The 15,509-nt window shown below is 73.1% G+C and carries 9 protein-coding genes; all 9 read right to left on the bottom strand.

What is annotated here, in order from left to right:
- Positions 1 to 128 precede the first annotated feature (128 nt).
- Positions 129 to 4,397 (bottom strand): ribonuclease E/G, encoded by a 4,269-nt coding sequence (locus tag ACH5A8_RS03610; RefSeq protein WP_398997489.1) that lies wholly within the window; start codon positions 4,395 to 4,397, stop codon positions 129 to 131.
- A 276-nt stretch (positions 4,398 to 4,673) separates the two neighbouring features.
- Positions 4,674 to 5,459 carry a TIGR03936 family radical SAM-associated protein gene (locus ACH5A8_RS03615; protein ID WP_398997491.1) on the bottom strand — a complete coding sequence of 262 codons (786 nt, stop codon included), beginning with the start codon at positions 5,457 to 5,459 and terminating at the stop codon, positions 4,674 to 4,676.
- Positions 5,460 to 5,581: 122 nt separating this feature from the next.
- On the bottom strand, positions 5,582 to 6,676 hold the full coding sequence (locus tag ACH5A8_RS03620) for a hypothetical protein (protein WP_398997493.1): 1,095 nt from the start codon (positions 6,674 to 6,676) through the stop codon (positions 5,582 to 5,584).
- Between the two features lie 104 nt (positions 6,677 to 6,780).
- The gene (locus ACH5A8_RS03625) at positions 6,781 to 8,730 is read right to left on the bottom strand and encodes a TIGR03960 family B12-binding radical SAM protein (protein WP_398997495.1); all 1,950 of its coding nucleotides are present in this window, start codon (positions 8,728 to 8,730) and stop codon (positions 6,781 to 6,783) included.
- A 173-nt stretch (positions 8,731 to 8,903) separates the two neighbouring features.
- On the bottom strand, positions 8,904 to 10,103 hold the full coding sequence (gene rodA, locus ACH5A8_RS03630) for a rod shape-determining protein RodA (RefSeq protein ID WP_398997497.1): 1,200 nt from the start codon (positions 10,101 to 10,103) through the stop codon (positions 8,904 to 8,906).
- Positions 10,100 to 12,370, bottom strand: coding sequence for a penicillin-binding protein 2 (gene mrdA / locus ACH5A8_RS03635; RefSeq protein ID WP_398997499.1), 2,271 nt, complete (start codon positions 12,368 to 12,370; stop codon positions 10,100 to 10,102). The genes rodA and mrdA overlap by 4 nt, the downstream gene beginning before the upstream one ends.
- Positions 12,371 to 12,486: 116 nt before the next feature.
- Positions 12,487 to 13,164 (bottom strand): rod shape-determining protein MreD, encoded by a 678-nt coding sequence (gene mreD / locus ACH5A8_RS03640; protein WP_396318891.1) that lies wholly within the window; start codon positions 13,162 to 13,164, stop codon positions 12,487 to 12,489.
- A 15-nt stretch (positions 13,165 to 13,179) separates the two neighbouring features.
- Positions 13,180 to 14,175: a rod shape-determining protein MreC gene (gene mreC / locus ACH5A8_RS03645; RefSeq protein ID WP_398997501.1), complete on the bottom strand. Its 996-nt coding sequence runs from the start codon at positions 14,173 to 14,175 to the stop codon at positions 13,180 to 13,182.
- 164 nt (positions 14,176 to 14,339) lie between these two features.
- A complete protein-coding gene (locus ACH5A8_RS03650; RefSeq protein ID WP_019983803.1) occupies positions 14,340 to 15,359 on the bottom strand; it encodes a rod shape-determining protein in 1,020 nt (339 codons plus the stop codon).
- Positions 15,360 to 15,509 lie beyond the last annotated feature (150 nt).

Consider the following 15,509-nt stretch of genomic DNA (forward strand, 5'->3'; position numbering starts at 1 on the left):
GGGCGGGGGGGGGGCCCCCGGGGGGGCGGCCCCCCCCCCGGGGGGGGCGGGCCCGGGGCGGGGGGGCCCCCGGCCCCCCCCCGGGGGCCGCCCCCCCCCGGGGGGCCCCCCCGCGGGGTCCGCGCCGCTCACTCGTCGGCCGAGGCCGAGACGGACGGCGACGACTGGCGCGCCGCCGCGGTCTTCTTCGACGCCGGCTTCTTCGCGGCCGTGGCCGTCTTGGCGGTCTTCGCCGCCTTCTTGGCCGTCGTCTTCTTCGCGGCGGTCTTCTTGGCGGCCGCCGTCTTCTTGGTGGCGGCCTTCTTCGCCGTGGCCTTCTTGGCGGCCTTGCGGGCCGTCTTCTTGGCCGGGACGTCGCCCGCCTCGCCTGCCTCGGGCGCCTCCGCCGCCTCAGCGGCCTGCGGCTCGACCGGCTCCGGCTCGGGCTCCGCCGGCGCCGCCGGGACGACCACGACGGCCGTCTCCTCGGGCGCGGTCGGCGCCGTGGCCTTGCGCACCGCGCGGCGACGCGGACGCGCCGGGGCGGCGGGCTCCGCGGGCGCCTCGGCCACGGCCTCGGCCGGAGCCTCGGGCCGCTCCGCCGCCGGGGCCTCGGGGGCCTCCTGCGCACGGGCCGCCTCCGGCACCGTCACGACCGCCGCCTCGGCCCCCGCGGGGGAACCGGCGGGCGCCGACACCTTGCGGGTCGCCCGACGGCGCGTACGGCCCTTCGGCGCCGCCTCCTCGGCGGGAGCCTCGGCCGGGGCGGCCGGGACCACCGGGTCCTCGACGGCCACGGGCTCGGCCTGCGCCTCGGCGGCGGGCTCCGGGCGCACCGGGCGCTCGGTCTCCCGCTCGGCGGTGACGTCCTGCGCCGTGGGCGCCGGAGCGGCGCCGTCGGCCATCGCCCTCGGCGCGCCCGCGGGAGCGGACGCCCGGCGGCTCGCCCGGCGCCGGCCACGGCCCCGGGACGCCGCGGCCTCCGCCTCGGCGATGCTGCTGTACAGCTCCTCGTCCGGCGCCATCTCGGGCGCGGGCAGCGCGGCCGGCACGGCGACCTCGGCGGCGACCTCCGCTTCCGTCTCGGCCTCCTCCTCGGCGCTCACCGCGACGGCCGCCACGGCCTCGTGCTCGTGCTCGTGCGGCTCGGCGCCGGCCCGGGCGCGCTTGCGGCGCTTGCCGCCACCACCGCCGGCGGAGGGCTGCTCCATGTGGACGATGACACCGCGGCCGTTGCAGTGGACGCAGGTCTCGGAGAAGGACTCCAGCAGGCCCTGGCCGACCCGCTTGCGGGTCATCTGCACCAGGCCCAGCGAGGTGACCTCGGCCACCTGGTGCTTGGTGCGGTCCCGGCCCAGGCACTCCAGCAGCCGGCGCAGCACCAGGTCCCGGTTGGACTCCAGCACCATGTCGATGAAGTCGATCACGATGATGCCGCCGAGGTCGCGCAGCCGCAGCTGGCGCACGATCTCCTCGGCCGCCTCCAGGTTGTTCCTGGTGACCGTCTCCTCCAGGTTGCCGCCCTGGCCGGTGAACTTGCCGGTGTTGACGTCGATGACGACCATCGCCTCGGTCCGGTCGATCACCAGCGAACCGCCGCTGGGCAGCCAGACCTTGCGGTCCAGCGCCTTGGCGAGCTGCTCGTCGATCCGGTACGTGGCGAAGACGTCCACCTCGCTCGTCCAGCGCGACAGGCGCGGGGCGAGGTCGGGGGCGACGTGCGAGACGTAGCCGTGGATGGTCTGCCACGCCTCGTCGCCGCTGACGATGACCTTGGAGAAGTCCTCGTTGAAGATGTCGCGCACGACCCGGACGGTCATGTCCGGCTCGCCGTACAGCAGCGTCGGCGCGCTGCCGCCGTTCTTCGACTTCTTCTTGATCTCCTCCCACTGCGCCTGGAGCCGCTCGACGTCCCGGCGCAGCTCCTCCTCGCTCGCGCCCTCGGCGGCGGTGCGCACGATGACGCCCGCGTCCTCGGGGACGATCTTCTTGAGGATGGTCTTCAGCCGGGCCCGCTCGGTGTCGGGCAGCTTGCGGCTGATGCCGGTCATCGAGCCCTCGGGCACGTACACGAGGTAGCGGCCCGGCAGGGAGACCTGGCTGGTGAGGCGGGCGCCCTTGTGGCCGATCGGGTCCTTGGTGACCTGCACCAGGACCGACTGGCCGGACTTCAGGGCGGACTCGATGCGGCGCGGGCCGCCGGACATGCCGAGCGCCTCGAAGTTGACCTCGCCCGCGTACAGCACGGCGTTGCGGCCCTTGCCGATGTCGATGAAGGCGGCCTCCATCGACGGCAGGACGTTCTGCACCTTGCCGAGGTAGACGTTGCCGACGTAGGAGACGGCCTGCTCCTTGTTGACGTAGTGCTCGACGAGCACGTCGTCCTCGAGGACGCCGATCTGGGTGCGGTCGCCGTGCTGGCGGACCACCATCACGCGCTCGACGGCCTCGCGGCGGGCCAGGAACTCGGCCTCGGTGATGATCGGGACGCGGCGGCGGCCCTGCTCGCGGCCCTCGCGGCGGCGCTGCTTCTTGGCCTCCAGACGGGTCGAGCCCTTGATGGACTGCACCTCGTCGGAGGGCCGCTCGTCCTTCTTGCGCGGCTCGCGGACCTTGACGACGGTGCGCTCGGGGTCGTCGGAGGACGGCTCGGCCTCCGGGGCGCTGTCACCGGCGCGGCGACGGCGCCGGCGGCGACGCCGGCTGCTGCTGCCGCCGGCCGCGTGCTCCTCGTCCTCGGCGGACTCCTCGGAGTCCTCGGCGTCCTCCTCGATCTGCTCGGCGGTGTCCTCCGCGTCCTCGGCGGCCTGCGCGGCGGCGAGCTCCCCGCTCTCCTCCGCGTCCTCGTCACCGCCGGCCTCGGCGCTCTCGCCCCGGCGGCGGCGACGGCCACCGCGACGGCGGCGGCGGCGCGAGGCGCCCTCCTCGCCGTCGTCGCCCTCGGCGCCGTCCTCGGGCTCCTCGGTCTCTTCGGCTTCGTCGGCCTCGGTCTCGTCCTCCGCGACGGCCGGGGCCGCCTCGGGCTCCTCGCCCTGCGCGGCGCCACGACGCCGGCGGCGACGCCGGGCCCCGGTCTGCTCGGACTGCTCCGCCTGCTCCTGCGCGACGGCCTCTTCGGTCTCCTCCGGCTCCTCGGCCTCCGCTGCCTCGGCGGCCGCTTCGGCGGCGGCCCGCTGCGGGGTCTGGAACTTCGGCTCGGCGAAGACCGGCGGCTGGAACACGGCCACGGACGGGCGCGCGGGCCGGCGCGTCGACTCGGCCTCGGCGGCCTCGGCCCGCGCGGCGCCGGACTTGGCGGCGGGCTCGGAGAACCCGGTCGCCGCACGCCGTACGACGCGGCGGCGGCCACGGCGCGGCCCCGCCTCCTCGACGGCCTCGGCGGGCGCGGCCTCGGGGGCCTTCGGGGCTTCGGCGGCGGGGGCCTTCGTGGCCTCGGGCGCCTCGGCGGCGGGTTCGCTCACGGCGGTCTCCGGAGCGCCGGACGGCGCGGTGGCGCGGCGCGTGGCGCGGCGGCGGGTCCGCGGCGGGGCCGCCTCCTCGGCGGGCTCCTCGGCGACGGCGGGCTCCGGCTCCTGGGCGGCGGCCTCGACGGCGGGGGCCTGCGGGGCCTCGGCCACCGTCTCGGCGACGTCGCTCTCGGCCTGGCCGGCGGGCGCGGTCGCCTTGCGGGTGGCCCGGCGGCGTGTACGGCCCTTCGGCGCGGCCTCCTCGGCGGGAGCCTCGGCCGGGGCGGCGGGGGCTTCGGCGGCGGCCTCGGCCGGGGCGGCCGGGGCCTCGGCGGGCGCGGCGGCCTCGGTCGGCTGCGGCGCGCCGGCGGGGGAAGAGGCACGACGACGTGTGCGGCGGGCCGGCGCGGGCGCCTCGGCGGCGGCCTCGGCCGGGACCTCGGCGGGTGCCTGCTGTGCCGGGGCGGCGCTCTCCGCGCTCGTGGCGCTGTCCGCGGTCGCGGCGGGGACGGCCGTCTCGGCGGGCGCGGTCACGCTGCGCGTGGCCCGGCGGCGGGTGCGCCGCGGGGCGGCGGCCTCGCCGGACTCCACCGAACCGGCGGAGGTCTCGTCGACGGCCGGCGCGGCGGCCGCGTCGCTGTCGGCGGCGTTCGGCACCACGGTCTCGGCGCTCGCCGCGGCCTCGGCGGCCTTCGGCGCCCCGGTCGGCGCGGAGGCCCGGCGGCGCGTACGGCGCGGCGGCGCGGGCTCCTCGACCGCGGCCTGCTCCACCGGCTCGGTCTCCGCCGCGAGTTCGGCGGAGTCGGCGGGCGCTATGGCGGGCGCGGTCACCTCGGCCGCCGCCTCGGCGGCGGTGCCGGCCGGCGGGCCCGCCGGCCGGGAAGCGGCACGGCGCCGGCGTCGCGGCGGCAGGGTGTCGCTCGGGGTGTTCAGTTCTTCGGAACCCTTGGTGGGCTCGGTCGGTTCGAGCATGCGGGCGAATCTCCCGTCAGGCTCCCGGGCGCCGCGCCTGGTCCGGTGTACGACCGTGTCGGTCGAACACCGTTGACGTCCGCGGCCGCGCGGTGCGCGATGGCCGCCGTCCGGGGCGCGGGCGCCACACGGGAGCTGTCTGTGTCCTGTCTCGCCGGTTCCGTACGCCTTGTCGCGTACGGCCTGGCGAAAGTCTTGTGGTCGGTGCGCTGCCCGACCCAGGTGGCTCCCGAGTACGAGGGCGACGCTTCGACGTCCGTCCCTACGGAACCTTCCCTACGCAGACGCCTTCGCGGCGGCGGCGCCGGCGGCCCCTGGTGAAGCGGCCGGGGCGGCCGGGTCTGCCTCGCGGTCGGGCGCGAGCGGGTCGGTCACCGTGCCGGTCTCTTCATCGAGCAGCCCCTGCGCCAGCCTGGTCACCGCTACGGGGACCGGCGGCGCCAGGTCGGCCACGGCGCGGAGACCGGACAGGACGTCGTCGGGTCGTACGGCAGGCGTCACGTGCCGAACAACCAGCCGCAGTATCGCACAGGGCTGGTCGGTCGGCCTATCAGCCGCCGCACCACGCGTTTCCGCGCTCTGAAGGCTCACGACCGCCGGGCGGGCGTCGAAGGTGCGCATGCCGTTCTTGGTCAGGCGCTGCACCTCGACGCTCGTGGCGCCCGCGAAGGCCGCCACCGCGCGGTCGGCCTCGGCCGGGTCCACGCCCTCCAGCCGCAGCTCCCACACGGAAGCGGTCAGCCGGTCGGCGAGTCCCGACGTGCGGGCCTCGACCGCCTCGACGATGTCGAGCCCGTCGGGCAGCGACTCGTCGAGGAGGTCGCGCAGCCGCTCCGGGTCGCGGGGCGCGGTGAGCGCGATCTCCAGGTACTCCGCCTCACTGCCCGTGCCGGTGGGTGCGGCATTGGCGTAGGAGACCTTCGGGTGCGGTGTGAAACCCGCCGAGTACGCCATCGGCACCTCGGCGCGGCGCAGCGCACGCTCGAAGGCGCGCTGGAAGTCACGGTGGCTGGTGAACCGGAGGCGGCCGCGCTTGGTGTAACGCAGTCGGATGCGCTGCACCGCGGGTGCGGGCGGCGGGCCTTCGGGCTGTCGCTTGCCCAGTGGAACTTCTCCTTGTGTACGGCGGACGGACCGCGGCGCCGCCCCCGCGTGGGCGGGGAGCGCTCAGGTGCGGCGCTCGGTCACCCCCGCGGCCGCGGGGACGCTTCGCGCCCGGTCCTGCCCTCCAGGGTACGCGTCTCGGCCACGACGGGTTCCCGCCGGGCTGCCGGGGCGGCCTCCACGAGCAGCGCCCGGCGGATGTCGGCCCCGGTCCGCCGTACGGTCCCACGAGCCGCGTCCAGGACCTGGCGGGCGGCGCGGCCGGCGGCGCGCGCGGCCCGGCCCGCCGGGCGCAGCACGGCGTCCCGGACGAGGCGCCCGACCGGGGTGAGCACGGTGCGGTACGTCCAGCGCGCGGGCGTCACGACCGTCCACCGCAGCAGGGTCGCCGGCAGCCGCCCGAGGGCGCGCGAGACGCGTCCGCCCACCCGCCAGGCGTACCGGAGCGCGTCGGCGGCCTCCCGCCCGAGGACGGCGAGGGCACGGCCCACGGGGACGAGCACCCAGCGCCACAGGGCGAGCGCGGGAAGCACGAGCAGCAGCCGGCAGACCCGGTACAGGACCACGCCGATCCCGGTGACGAGCAGCCCCAGCAGCCAGCACAGCCCCCGCGCGCACCAGGCGACGGCGCGCCCGACCGGCGCGAGGGCCCACCGGTACAGCCATGGCGCCGGTACGACGACGAGCCACCGCGCGAGCCGGGCCGCCCCCGCGTACAGCGCGGCGCCGACCGCGACGAGCACCGGCCCGAGTCCCCCCAGCACCCACGCGCACGCGCGCCCGACCGGCGTGAGCACACGCGCGTACACCCGGCCCAGCACCGCCCCGGTCCCCCGCGCGACCCACGCGAGCGCACGGCCGACCGGCGTTAGCACCCAGCGGTACACCCGGACGAGCGGCACGACGACGAGAACCCGCCCGAGCCGGGCGAGCGCGCGGCCCACCGGTACGACGACGTACCGCCACAGCCGCACCCACGGCCACACGAACAGTGCCCGCCCCAGCGGCCGCAGCACACGGTCACGCAGGCGCCGTCCGCCGGCGACGAGGACGTCCCACAGGACACGGACGGGCACCACGAGCACCAGCACCACGATCCGCACCGGCACCCGCACCGCCGCCACGAGACACCCCTCGGCCTCCCGCGCGGCCGCTTCCGGTTTCTCCAGTTCCATACCGGCGACGACGCGAGCGCCGGACGCCCGGATCCGTCCCGCGACGACGAAGCGGGCCGCCCCGTCACCTCGGTGACAGTGCGGCCCGCTTCATTCCCGGTCGCTCAGTGCGCGTGTCCGGAGCCGGCCGGCTGCTTCACGGTCAGCGGGAGCAGCTTCTTGCCGGTGGGGCCGATCTGGATGCTGGTGTCCATGGCCGGGCAGACGCCGCAGTCGAAGCACGGGGTCCAGCGGCAGTCCTCGACCTCGGTCTCGTCGAGGGCGTCCTGCCAGTCCTCCCAGAGCCAGTCCTTGTCCAGGCCGGAGTCCAGGTGGTCCCAGGGCAGGACCTCCTCGTAGGAGCGCTCGCGGGTGGTGTACCAGTCGACGTCGACGCCGAAGGGGGCCAGCGCCTTGTCCGCGCAGGCCATCCAGCGGTCGTAGGAGAAGTGCTCGCGCCAGCCGTCGAAGCGGCCGCCGTCCTCGTAGACCTCGCGGATCACCGCGCCGATGCGGCGGTCGCCGCGGGAGAGCAGGCCCTCGACGATGCCGGGCTTGCCGTCGTGGTAGCGGAAGCCGATGGAGCGGCCGTACTTCTTGTCACCGCGGATCTTGTCCCGCAGCTTCTGCAGGCGCGCGTCGGTCTCCTCGGCGGAGAGCTGGGGCGCCCACTGGAAGGGGGTGTGCGGCTTGGGGACGAAACCGCCGATGGAGACCGTGCAGCGGATGTCGTTGGAGCCGGAGACCTCGCGGCCCTTGGCGATGACGTGGGTGGCCATGTCGGCGATCTGCAGCACGTCGTCGTCGGTCTCGGTGGGCAGGCCGCACATGAAGTACAGCTTCACCTGGCGCCAGCCGTTGCCGTAGGCGGTGGCGACGGTGCGGATCAGGTCCTCCTCGGAGACCATCTTGTTGATGACCTTGCGCATGCGCTCGGAGCCGCCCTCGGGGGCGAAGGTCAGGCCCGAGCGGCGGCCGTTGCGGGTGAGCTCGTTGGCCAGGTCCACGTTGAAGGCGTCCACGCGGGTGGAGGGCAGCGAGAGGCCGATCTTGTCCTCTTCGTAGCGGTCGGCGAGGCCCTTGGCGATGTCGCCGATCTCGCTGTGGTCCGCGGAGGACAGGGAGAGCAGGCCGACCTCCTCGAAGCCGGTCGCCTTCAGTCCGGCCTCGACCATCTCGCCGATGCCGGTGATGGAGCGCTCGCGCACCGGGCGGGTGATCATGCCCGCCTGGCAGAAGCGGCAGCCGCGCGTGCAGCCGCGGAAGATCTCCACCGACATCCGCTCGTGGACGGTCTCGGCCAGCGGGACCAGCGGCTGCTTGGGGTAGGGCCACTCGTCCAGGTCCATCACGGTGTGCTTGGAGACGCGCCACGGCACGCCGGAGCGGTTGGGGACCACACGGGCGATACGGCCGTCGGGCAGGTACTCGACGTCGTAGAAGCCGGGGATGTAGACGCCGCCGGTCTTCGCCAGCCGCAGGAGGACCTCCTCGCGGCCGCCGGGACGGCCCTCGGCCTTCCACTCGCGGATGATCCGGGTCATGTCGAGGACGGCCTGCTCGCCGTCGCCGATGACGGCGGCGTCGATGAAGTCGGCGATCGGCTCGGGGTTGAAGGCCGCGTGGCCGCCCGCGAGGACGATCGGGTCGTCGATCGTGCGGTCCTTGGACTCCAGCGGGATGCCGGCCAGCTCCAGGGCGGTGAGCATGTTCGTGTAGCCCAGCTCCGTGGAGAAGGACAGGCCGAACACGTCGAAGGCCTTCACCGGGCGGTGGCTGTCCACCGTGAACTGCGGGACGCCGTGCTCCCGCATCAGCGCCTCCAGGTCGGGCCACACGCTGTAGGTGCGCTCGGCCAGGACGCCGTCCTGCTCGTTGAGTACCTCGTAGAGGATCATGACGCCCTGGTTGGGCAGGCCGACCTCGTACGCGTCCGGGTACATGAGCGCCCAGCGGACGTCACAGCTGTCCCACGGCTTGACGGTGGAGTTGAGCTCACCGCCTACGTACTGGATCGGCTTCTGCACATGCGGGAGCAGGGCCTCGAGCTGTGGGAAGACCGACTCGACAGACATCGCGGGGGTTACCTTCGTGAGCTGACTGGTGGTGCCCCCTGCCGGAGGCCGGGGGAGGGTGACCATCAAGCGTAACCCGACCGGGCGCCCGGTCCGCACGGCCGGACGCCGGGACCGCGCGGCCGGAGCCCCGGGCCGTCAGGCCCGAGGCCGCGCCGGCGTACGTCCCCCGCTCACGCCGACATCGGCCGCTGGACCCGGATGGACTGGAGCAGGCCGACCGCCACCCAGACCACGAACATCGACGAGCCGCCGTAGGAGACGAACGGCAGGGGCAGGCCGGTGACCGGCATGATGCCCAGCGTCATGCCGATGTTCTCGAAGGCCTGGAAGGCGAACCAGGCGACGATCCCGGCGGCCACGACCGTGCCGTACAGCTCGGTGGTCTCCCGGGCGATGCGGCAGGCGCGCCACAGGACGACGCCGAGCAGCACGATGATCAGGCCGGCGCCGGCGAAGCCCAGTTCCTCGCCGGCGACCGTGAAGACGAAGTCGGTCTGCTGTTCGGGGACGAACTGGCCGGTGGTCTGGGAGCCGTGGAAGAGCCCCGCGCCGGTCAGGCCGCCCGAACCGATCGCGATACGGGCCTGGTTGGTGTTGTAGCCGACGCCGGAGGGGTCGAGGCTGGGGTTGGCGAAGGCCGCGAAGCGGTTGATCTGGTACTGGTCCAGGATGTGCAGCTGCCAGATGGCGACGCAGCCGAGTACGCCCGCGGCGAGCAGGCCGAAGACCCAGCGGTTGGAGGCGCCGGAGGCGAGCAGCGCGCCCAGGATGATGGTGACCAGCACCAGGACCGTGCCGAGGTCGGGCATGAGCAGCACGATCAGGATGGGCACCGCGGACAGCCCGAGGGACTGGAGCACCGTGCGGTGGTCGGGGTACGGCTTGTCACCGGCGTCGACCCGCGCGGCGAGCATCATCGCCATTCCCAGGATGATCGTGATCTTCACGAACTCCGAGGGCTGGATGGAGAAGCCGCCGCCGAGCACGATCCAGTTGCGGCTGCCGTTGATGGTGGCGCCGAGAGGGGTGAGCACCAGCAGGATGCCGAGCACCGAGGCGCCGTAGAGGACCGGCACGGCGTTGCGCAGGGCGCGGTGGCCGAGCCAGATGGTGCCGATCATCAGGGCGAGCCCGATGCCGGTGTTCATCAGGTTGCGGATCAGGAAGTAGTACGGGTCGCCCTGGTTGATCTCGGTGCGGTTGCGGGTGGCCGAGAAGATCAGGGCGGAGCCGATGCCCGACAGGGCGAGCGCGGACAGGAGCATCGGCCAGTCGAGGCGGCGGGTGACGGAGTCGCGGGCGAAGAGCCGCGTCCAGCCGGCCCGGTCGGGGCCGTAGCCGGAGACGGAGAAGCTGTTGGCGCCGGTCATGCGGCCGTCCTCCGGCTTCCCCCACGGCGCCTGCGCCTGCGGGTGTCCCGGTTGCCGTCCGGGGGCGTGTTGGTCGTGGCCGCCGTCCCCTGGTCGTCCTGGGGGGCGGTGGTGCCGCCCTGCTGGGCGACCTGCTTGGCGACGGCCTCCTGGTCCTTGGCCGGGTCGCCGGAGATCTTCGGGGCGGTGATGGTGCCGTCGGCCTGGACCTTCGGCAGGCTCGTCTGCGGCGTGGGCAGCAGGGCCTTCTTGTTGTCGATGGAGCCGTCGGCCTGGACGCCGTACATGGCGCTGTAGATGTTGCGCACGGCCTCACCGGAGGCGCCCGAGCCCGTACCGGCCTGGGAGATGGTCATGATGACCGAGTAGTCCTTGCTGTAGGTGGCCAGCCAGGAGGTGGTCTGCTTGCCGTAGACCTCGGCGGTGCCGGTCTTGGCGTGCAGCGGGATCTTGTTCTGCGGCCAGCCGGTGAACTTCCAGGCGGCGGTACCGCGGGTGGTCACGGCCGCCAGGGCCTGGTCCATCATGTCGCGGGCGGCCTTGGTGATGGGGAGCTTGCCGCTCGACTTCGGCTTGATCTCGGTGACCTGCTTGCCGTCGGCGCTGACGACGGCCTTGCCGATGGTCGGGGTGTACATGGTGCCGCCGTTGGAGATGGCGCCGTAGATCACGGCCTCCTGGATCGGTGTGACGAGTGTGTCGCCCTGGCCGATGGAGTAGTTGATCGCGTCGCCCTCACGCATCTTGTTGCCTTCGAGGCAGTTCTCGTAGGCGATCTTCTCGACGTAACTGCCGTTCTTCTTGCCGGACTTGCACCAGGCGTCCTTGTTGATCTCCCAGTAGTCCTGCTTCCACCGGCGGTCGGGGACGCGGCCGCTGACCTCGCCGGGCAGGTCGAGGCCGGTCTCCTTGCCGAGGCCGAACTGGTGGGCGGCCTTGAAGAAGTAGTCCTTGGGCTGGCCCTTCTTGGGGTTGATGCCGCCGTCCTTCTTCCACTCGTTGTCCGCGAGGCCGTAGAAGACGGTGTCGCAGGAGACCTCAAGGGCGCGGCCGAGGGAGATGGGGCCGAAGTTCTCGCCCTCGAAGTTCTTGAAGACCTGGTTGCCGACGGAGTACGAGCTGGTGCAGGGGTAGTTGCCGTTGAAGGCGTAGCCGGCCTCGACGGCGGCGGCCGTGGAGACCACCTTGAAGGTCGAGCCGGGCGCGGACTGACCCTGTATGGCGCGGTTCAGCAGCGGGTAGTCGGAGTCCTTGCCGGTGAGGGCCTTGTAGTCCTTGGCGGAGATGCCGCCGACCCAGACGTTGGGGTCGTAGGTGGGCGCGGACGCCATGGCCACGACCCGGCCGGTCTTGGCCTCCATGACGACGACGGCGCCGGAGTCCGCCTTGTAGTTGGTGCCGGTGATCTTGTCGTACTGCTGACGGGCGGCCTTCATCGCCTTGTCCAGCTCGTACTCGGCGACCCGCTGGACCCGGGCGTCGATGCTGGTGACCAGGTTCGCACCGGGCTGGGCGGCGTCGGACTTGGCCTTGCCGATGACGCGGCCGAGGTTGTCGACCTCGTAGCGGGTGACGCCCGCCTTGCCGCGCAGCTCCTTGTCGTACTGGCGTTCAAGACCGGTGCGGCCGACCATGTCGGAGCGCAGATAGGGCGAGGAGGTGTCCTTGGCCGCCTGGATCTCCTCGTCGGTGACCGGCGAGAGATAGCCGAGGACCTGCGCGGTGTTGGACTTGCCCGGGGCCGCGTAGCGCCGCACGGCCTCCGGTTCGGCGGTGATGCCGGGGAAGTCCTCGGTGCGCTCGCGGATCTGCAGGGCCTGCTTGGCGGTGGCCTCGTCGGTGATGGGGATGGGCTGGTACGGCGAGCCGTTCCAGCAGGGCTGGGGGGTCTTGGCGTCGCACAGCCGGACCTTCTGCATGACCTCCTGCGGGTCCATGCCGAGGACGCCGGCCAGCTTGGTGAGGACCGCCTTGCCGTCGTCCTTCTGCTTGAGCAGGTCGGTGCGGGAGGCGGAGACCACCAGGCGGGTCTCGTTGTCGGCGAGCGGCACGCCGCGCGCGTCCAGGATCGAGCCGCGCACGGCGGGCTGGACGACCTGCTGGACGTGGTTGCCGGACGCCTCCTTCTGGTACTGGGCGCCCTCGCGGATCTGGAGGTACCACAGCCGGCCGCCGAGGGTGCCGAGCAGTGAGAGGACGAGGATCTGGATGACGACGAGCCGGGTCTGGACCCTTGGGGTCCGTCCGGTCTCGGGGATGTTGGTCACTGGAGCTGCCTCCCCCTCTCAGCGTGCGGACGTGTGCGCGCGTACGGATGATGAACGACGGACCTGTGAGCCGGCGTTCCGCCGGGACATCCCCGTTCGGGTGAACTCTCCGTGGCTCACAGCCGCTTGACCCCCTTGATGCGGCCGACCCGGGTGGTGCGGGCGCGGGCCTTGGTCTTCAGGCCGCCCAGCGCCCCGCGCTGGCCGCCGATGCGCAGCCCGGTGCCGGAGGACAGCCAGCCGGAGGAGATGTCGCCCTGCTTGGCGGCGGAGCCGGTCTCGGCGAGCGGGTCGTTGTCGGCGCGGCGGGCCAGCGCCATGATGCCGGGCACCACGAACGGGGCGAGCAGCAGGTCGTAGACGGCGGCGCTGACGAGCAGGCCGGGCAGGCCGACGTGGCGGGCGGCGGTGTCGCCGACCAGGGCGCCCACCCCGGCGTACAGCAGGGTGGAGCCGAGGGCGGCGGCGACCACGACGGCCATCGGGCCGACGGCCGACTTCACCTGGCCGGTCTCGGGCTTGATGAGCCCGGCGAAGTAGCCGATGACGCACAGCACCAGGGCGTAGCGGCCGGCCGCGTGGTCGGCGGGCGGGGCGATGTCGGCGAGCAGTCCGGCGCCGAATCCGACGAGGGCGCCGCCGACGTGGCCGTAGACCATGGCGAGGCCGAGGACGGTGAGCAGCAGCAGGTCGGGGACCGCGCCGGGCAGATGGAGCCGGGCCAGGACGCTCACCTGGATCACCAGGGCGACGACGACCAGCGCGGTGGAGAGCAGGATCCGGTTGAGGCGCATGAGGACTTCTCGCTCCTACTGCAGCTGGTCGTCGGCGGTGGACTGCTCGTCGCCCCGGCCGCGGACGTCGTCACCGCGTCCGCGGGCGTCGGCGCCGGCCGTCGGGCTGGGCGTGACCGTCACGGTGACGGTGGGCGTGGGGGTCGGCTTGGGCTTGGGCGGCAGGACCGTGTCGCGCGGGTCCTTCTTGGGGCCCTGCACGACGACGCCGACGACGTCGAGCTTGGTGAAGCCGACGTACGGCGTGACGTAGACGGTGCGGGTGAGGTCGCCGCCGGAGGGGTCGACGCGGGAGACGACGCCGACCGGGACTCCGGGCACGAAGGGCTTGTCGGCCTGTGAGCCGAAGGTGACGAGCCGGTCGCCCTTCTTCACCTCCGCCTTGCCGTTGAGGAGCTGGACGCGCATCGGGCGGTCACCCTGGCCGGCGGCGAAGCCGAGTTCGTCGCTGCCCTCCATGCGGGTCCCGACGGTGAAGTCGGGGTCGTTGGCGAGCAACACGGTGGCGGAGTCGGGGCCGACGGTGGTGACCCGGCCGACCAGACCGTCGGCGTTGAGGACGGTCATGTCGCGCTGGATGCCGTCGTTGGCGCCGGCGTCGATGGTGACGGTCCAGGAGAAGCCCTGCGCGGCTCCTATGGCGATGACCTGGGCGCCCTTGATGCCGTACTGGCCCTCGCCGGCCAGCTTCAGCATCCGGTCCAGCTGGCCGAGGCGGCTGCGGTTGCGGTCGTCGCTGCCCAGCTCGGCCTTGAGCGCCGCGTTCTCCTTCTCCAGCGCGGCGAGCCGGTCGTGGCGGCCCCCGGAGTCGCGGACCGCGGAGACCGCGTCGCCGACCGGGTTCACCGCGCCCGCCACGCCGTTCTCGATCGGGCCGAAGACGGTGGCGGCCGCCCGTCGGGCGCCGTCCACCGGGGAGTTCTCCCCGCCGCGGATGTCCACTGTGATCAGCGCGAACGCGACGGCGATCAGCAGCACCAGGAGCAGCCGGCTCTCTTTCGTGTCCCTCACGTGCGGCGGCCGTGCCCTTCCTCGTAGGAATCGGGTGGCCCCCCGAGGCGCGAAACGGCCGAGCGCGCACCCAAGGGGCCCATTTTGTGGAGGCTTATGCCTCTATATCAACGATCCGCCGTACGAGAGAAGATCATCTCGTACGGCGGAATCGAAAAGTTGCGTCATCGCCGCGGCTGGGCGTCCAGGACCTGCTGGAGCGCCTCGAACTCCTCGACGCACTTGCCCGAGCCGAGCGCCACGCTGTCCAGCGGGTCCTCGGCGATGTGGATCGGCATGCCGGTCTCCCGGCGCAGCCGCTCGTCCAGACCGCGCAGCAGCGCGCCGCCGCCGGTCAGCACGATGCCCCGGTCCATGATGTCGCCGGACAGCTCCGGCGGGCACTTGTCGAGGGTGGTCTTGACCGCGTCGACGATCGCGTTGACCGGTTCCTCGATCGCCTTGCGGACCTCGGCGGCCGAGATGACGACGGTCTTCGGCAGTCCGGAGACCAGGTCCCGGCCGCGGATCTCGGTGTGTTCGTCGGCCTCGAGCTCGTACGCCGAACCGATCGTGATCTTGATCTGCTCGGCCGTCCGCTCGCCCAGCAGAAGGCTGTACTCCTTCTTGACGTGCTGGATGATCGCGTTGTCCAGCTCGTCGCCGGCCACGCGGATGGACTGGGCGGTGACGATGCCACCGAGCGAGATGACCGCGACCTCCGTGGTGCCGCCGCCGATGTCCACCACCATGTTGCCCGTGGCCTCGTGGACCGGCAGGCCGGATCCGATGGCCGCGGCCATGGGCTCCTCGATGATGTGCACCTGGCGCGCGCCGGCCTGCGAGGAGGCCTCGATGACAGCGCGGCGCTCGACGCCGGTGATGCCGGAGGGCACGCAGACCACGACCCGCGGCCGGGCCAGGTACCGCCGCTTGTGGATCTTCAGGATGAAGTAGCGGAGCATCCGCTCGGTGATCTCGAAGTCCGCGATGACGCCGTCCTTGAGCGGACGTACGGCCACGATGTTGCCGGGGGTGCGCCCGATCATCTTCTTCGCCTCGGCGCCGACCGCGAGGATGCCACCGGTGTTCGTGTTGATCGCGACGACGGACGGCTCGTTGAGTACGATCCCGCGACCCCTGACGTACACCAGCGTGTTGGCGGTCCCGAGGTCGACAGCCATGTCACGGCCGATGAACGACATTGAGTTCCCCATCAGGATTCGTCTGGCCTTCCCCGGTAGCTTTTGAGGGCGTCTCAGGTACGGCGAGGTGGGTGCTGTGACGTGAAGGCTTCCATCGTAGACGCGCCTGCACGAACACTGCGCGAGGGTCTTCGCCATTGTCAGCAGATG

Origin of the sequence: Streptomyces sp. NPDC018610, from assembly GCF_044391765.1 — a bacterium.
Taxonomy (GTDB): domain Bacteria; phylum Actinomycetota; class Actinomycetes; order Streptomycetales; family Streptomycetaceae; genus Streptomyces.

What these genes read in the sequence shown, in the direction of transcription:
- ACH5A8_RS03610 (WP_398997489.1), bottom strand. Translation starts at nt 4,397, where the DNA reads ATGCTCGAACCGACCGAGCCCACCAAGGGTTCCGAAGAACTGAACACC.
- ACH5A8_RS03620 (WP_398997493.1), bottom strand. Translation starts at nt 6,676, where the DNA reads ATGGAACTGGAGAAACCGGAAGCGGCCGCGCGGGAGGCCGAGGGGTGT.
- ACH5A8_RS03625 (WP_398997495.1), bottom strand. Translation starts at nt 8,730, where the DNA reads ATGTCTGTCGAGTCGGTCTTCCCACAGCTCGAGGCCCTGCTCCCGCAT.
- rodA (WP_398997497.1), bottom strand. Translation starts at nt 10,103, where the DNA reads ATGACCGGCGCCAACAGCTTCTCCGTCTCCGGCTACGGCCCCGACCGG.
- mreD (WP_396318891.1), bottom strand. Translation starts at nt 13,164, where the DNA reads ATGCGCCTCAACCGGATCCTGCTCTCCACCGCGCTGGTCGTCGTCGCC.
- ACH5A8_RS03650 (WP_019983803.1), bottom strand. Translation starts at nt 15,359, where the DNA reads ATGTCGTTCATCGGCCGTGACATGGCTGTCGACCTCGGGACCGCCAAC.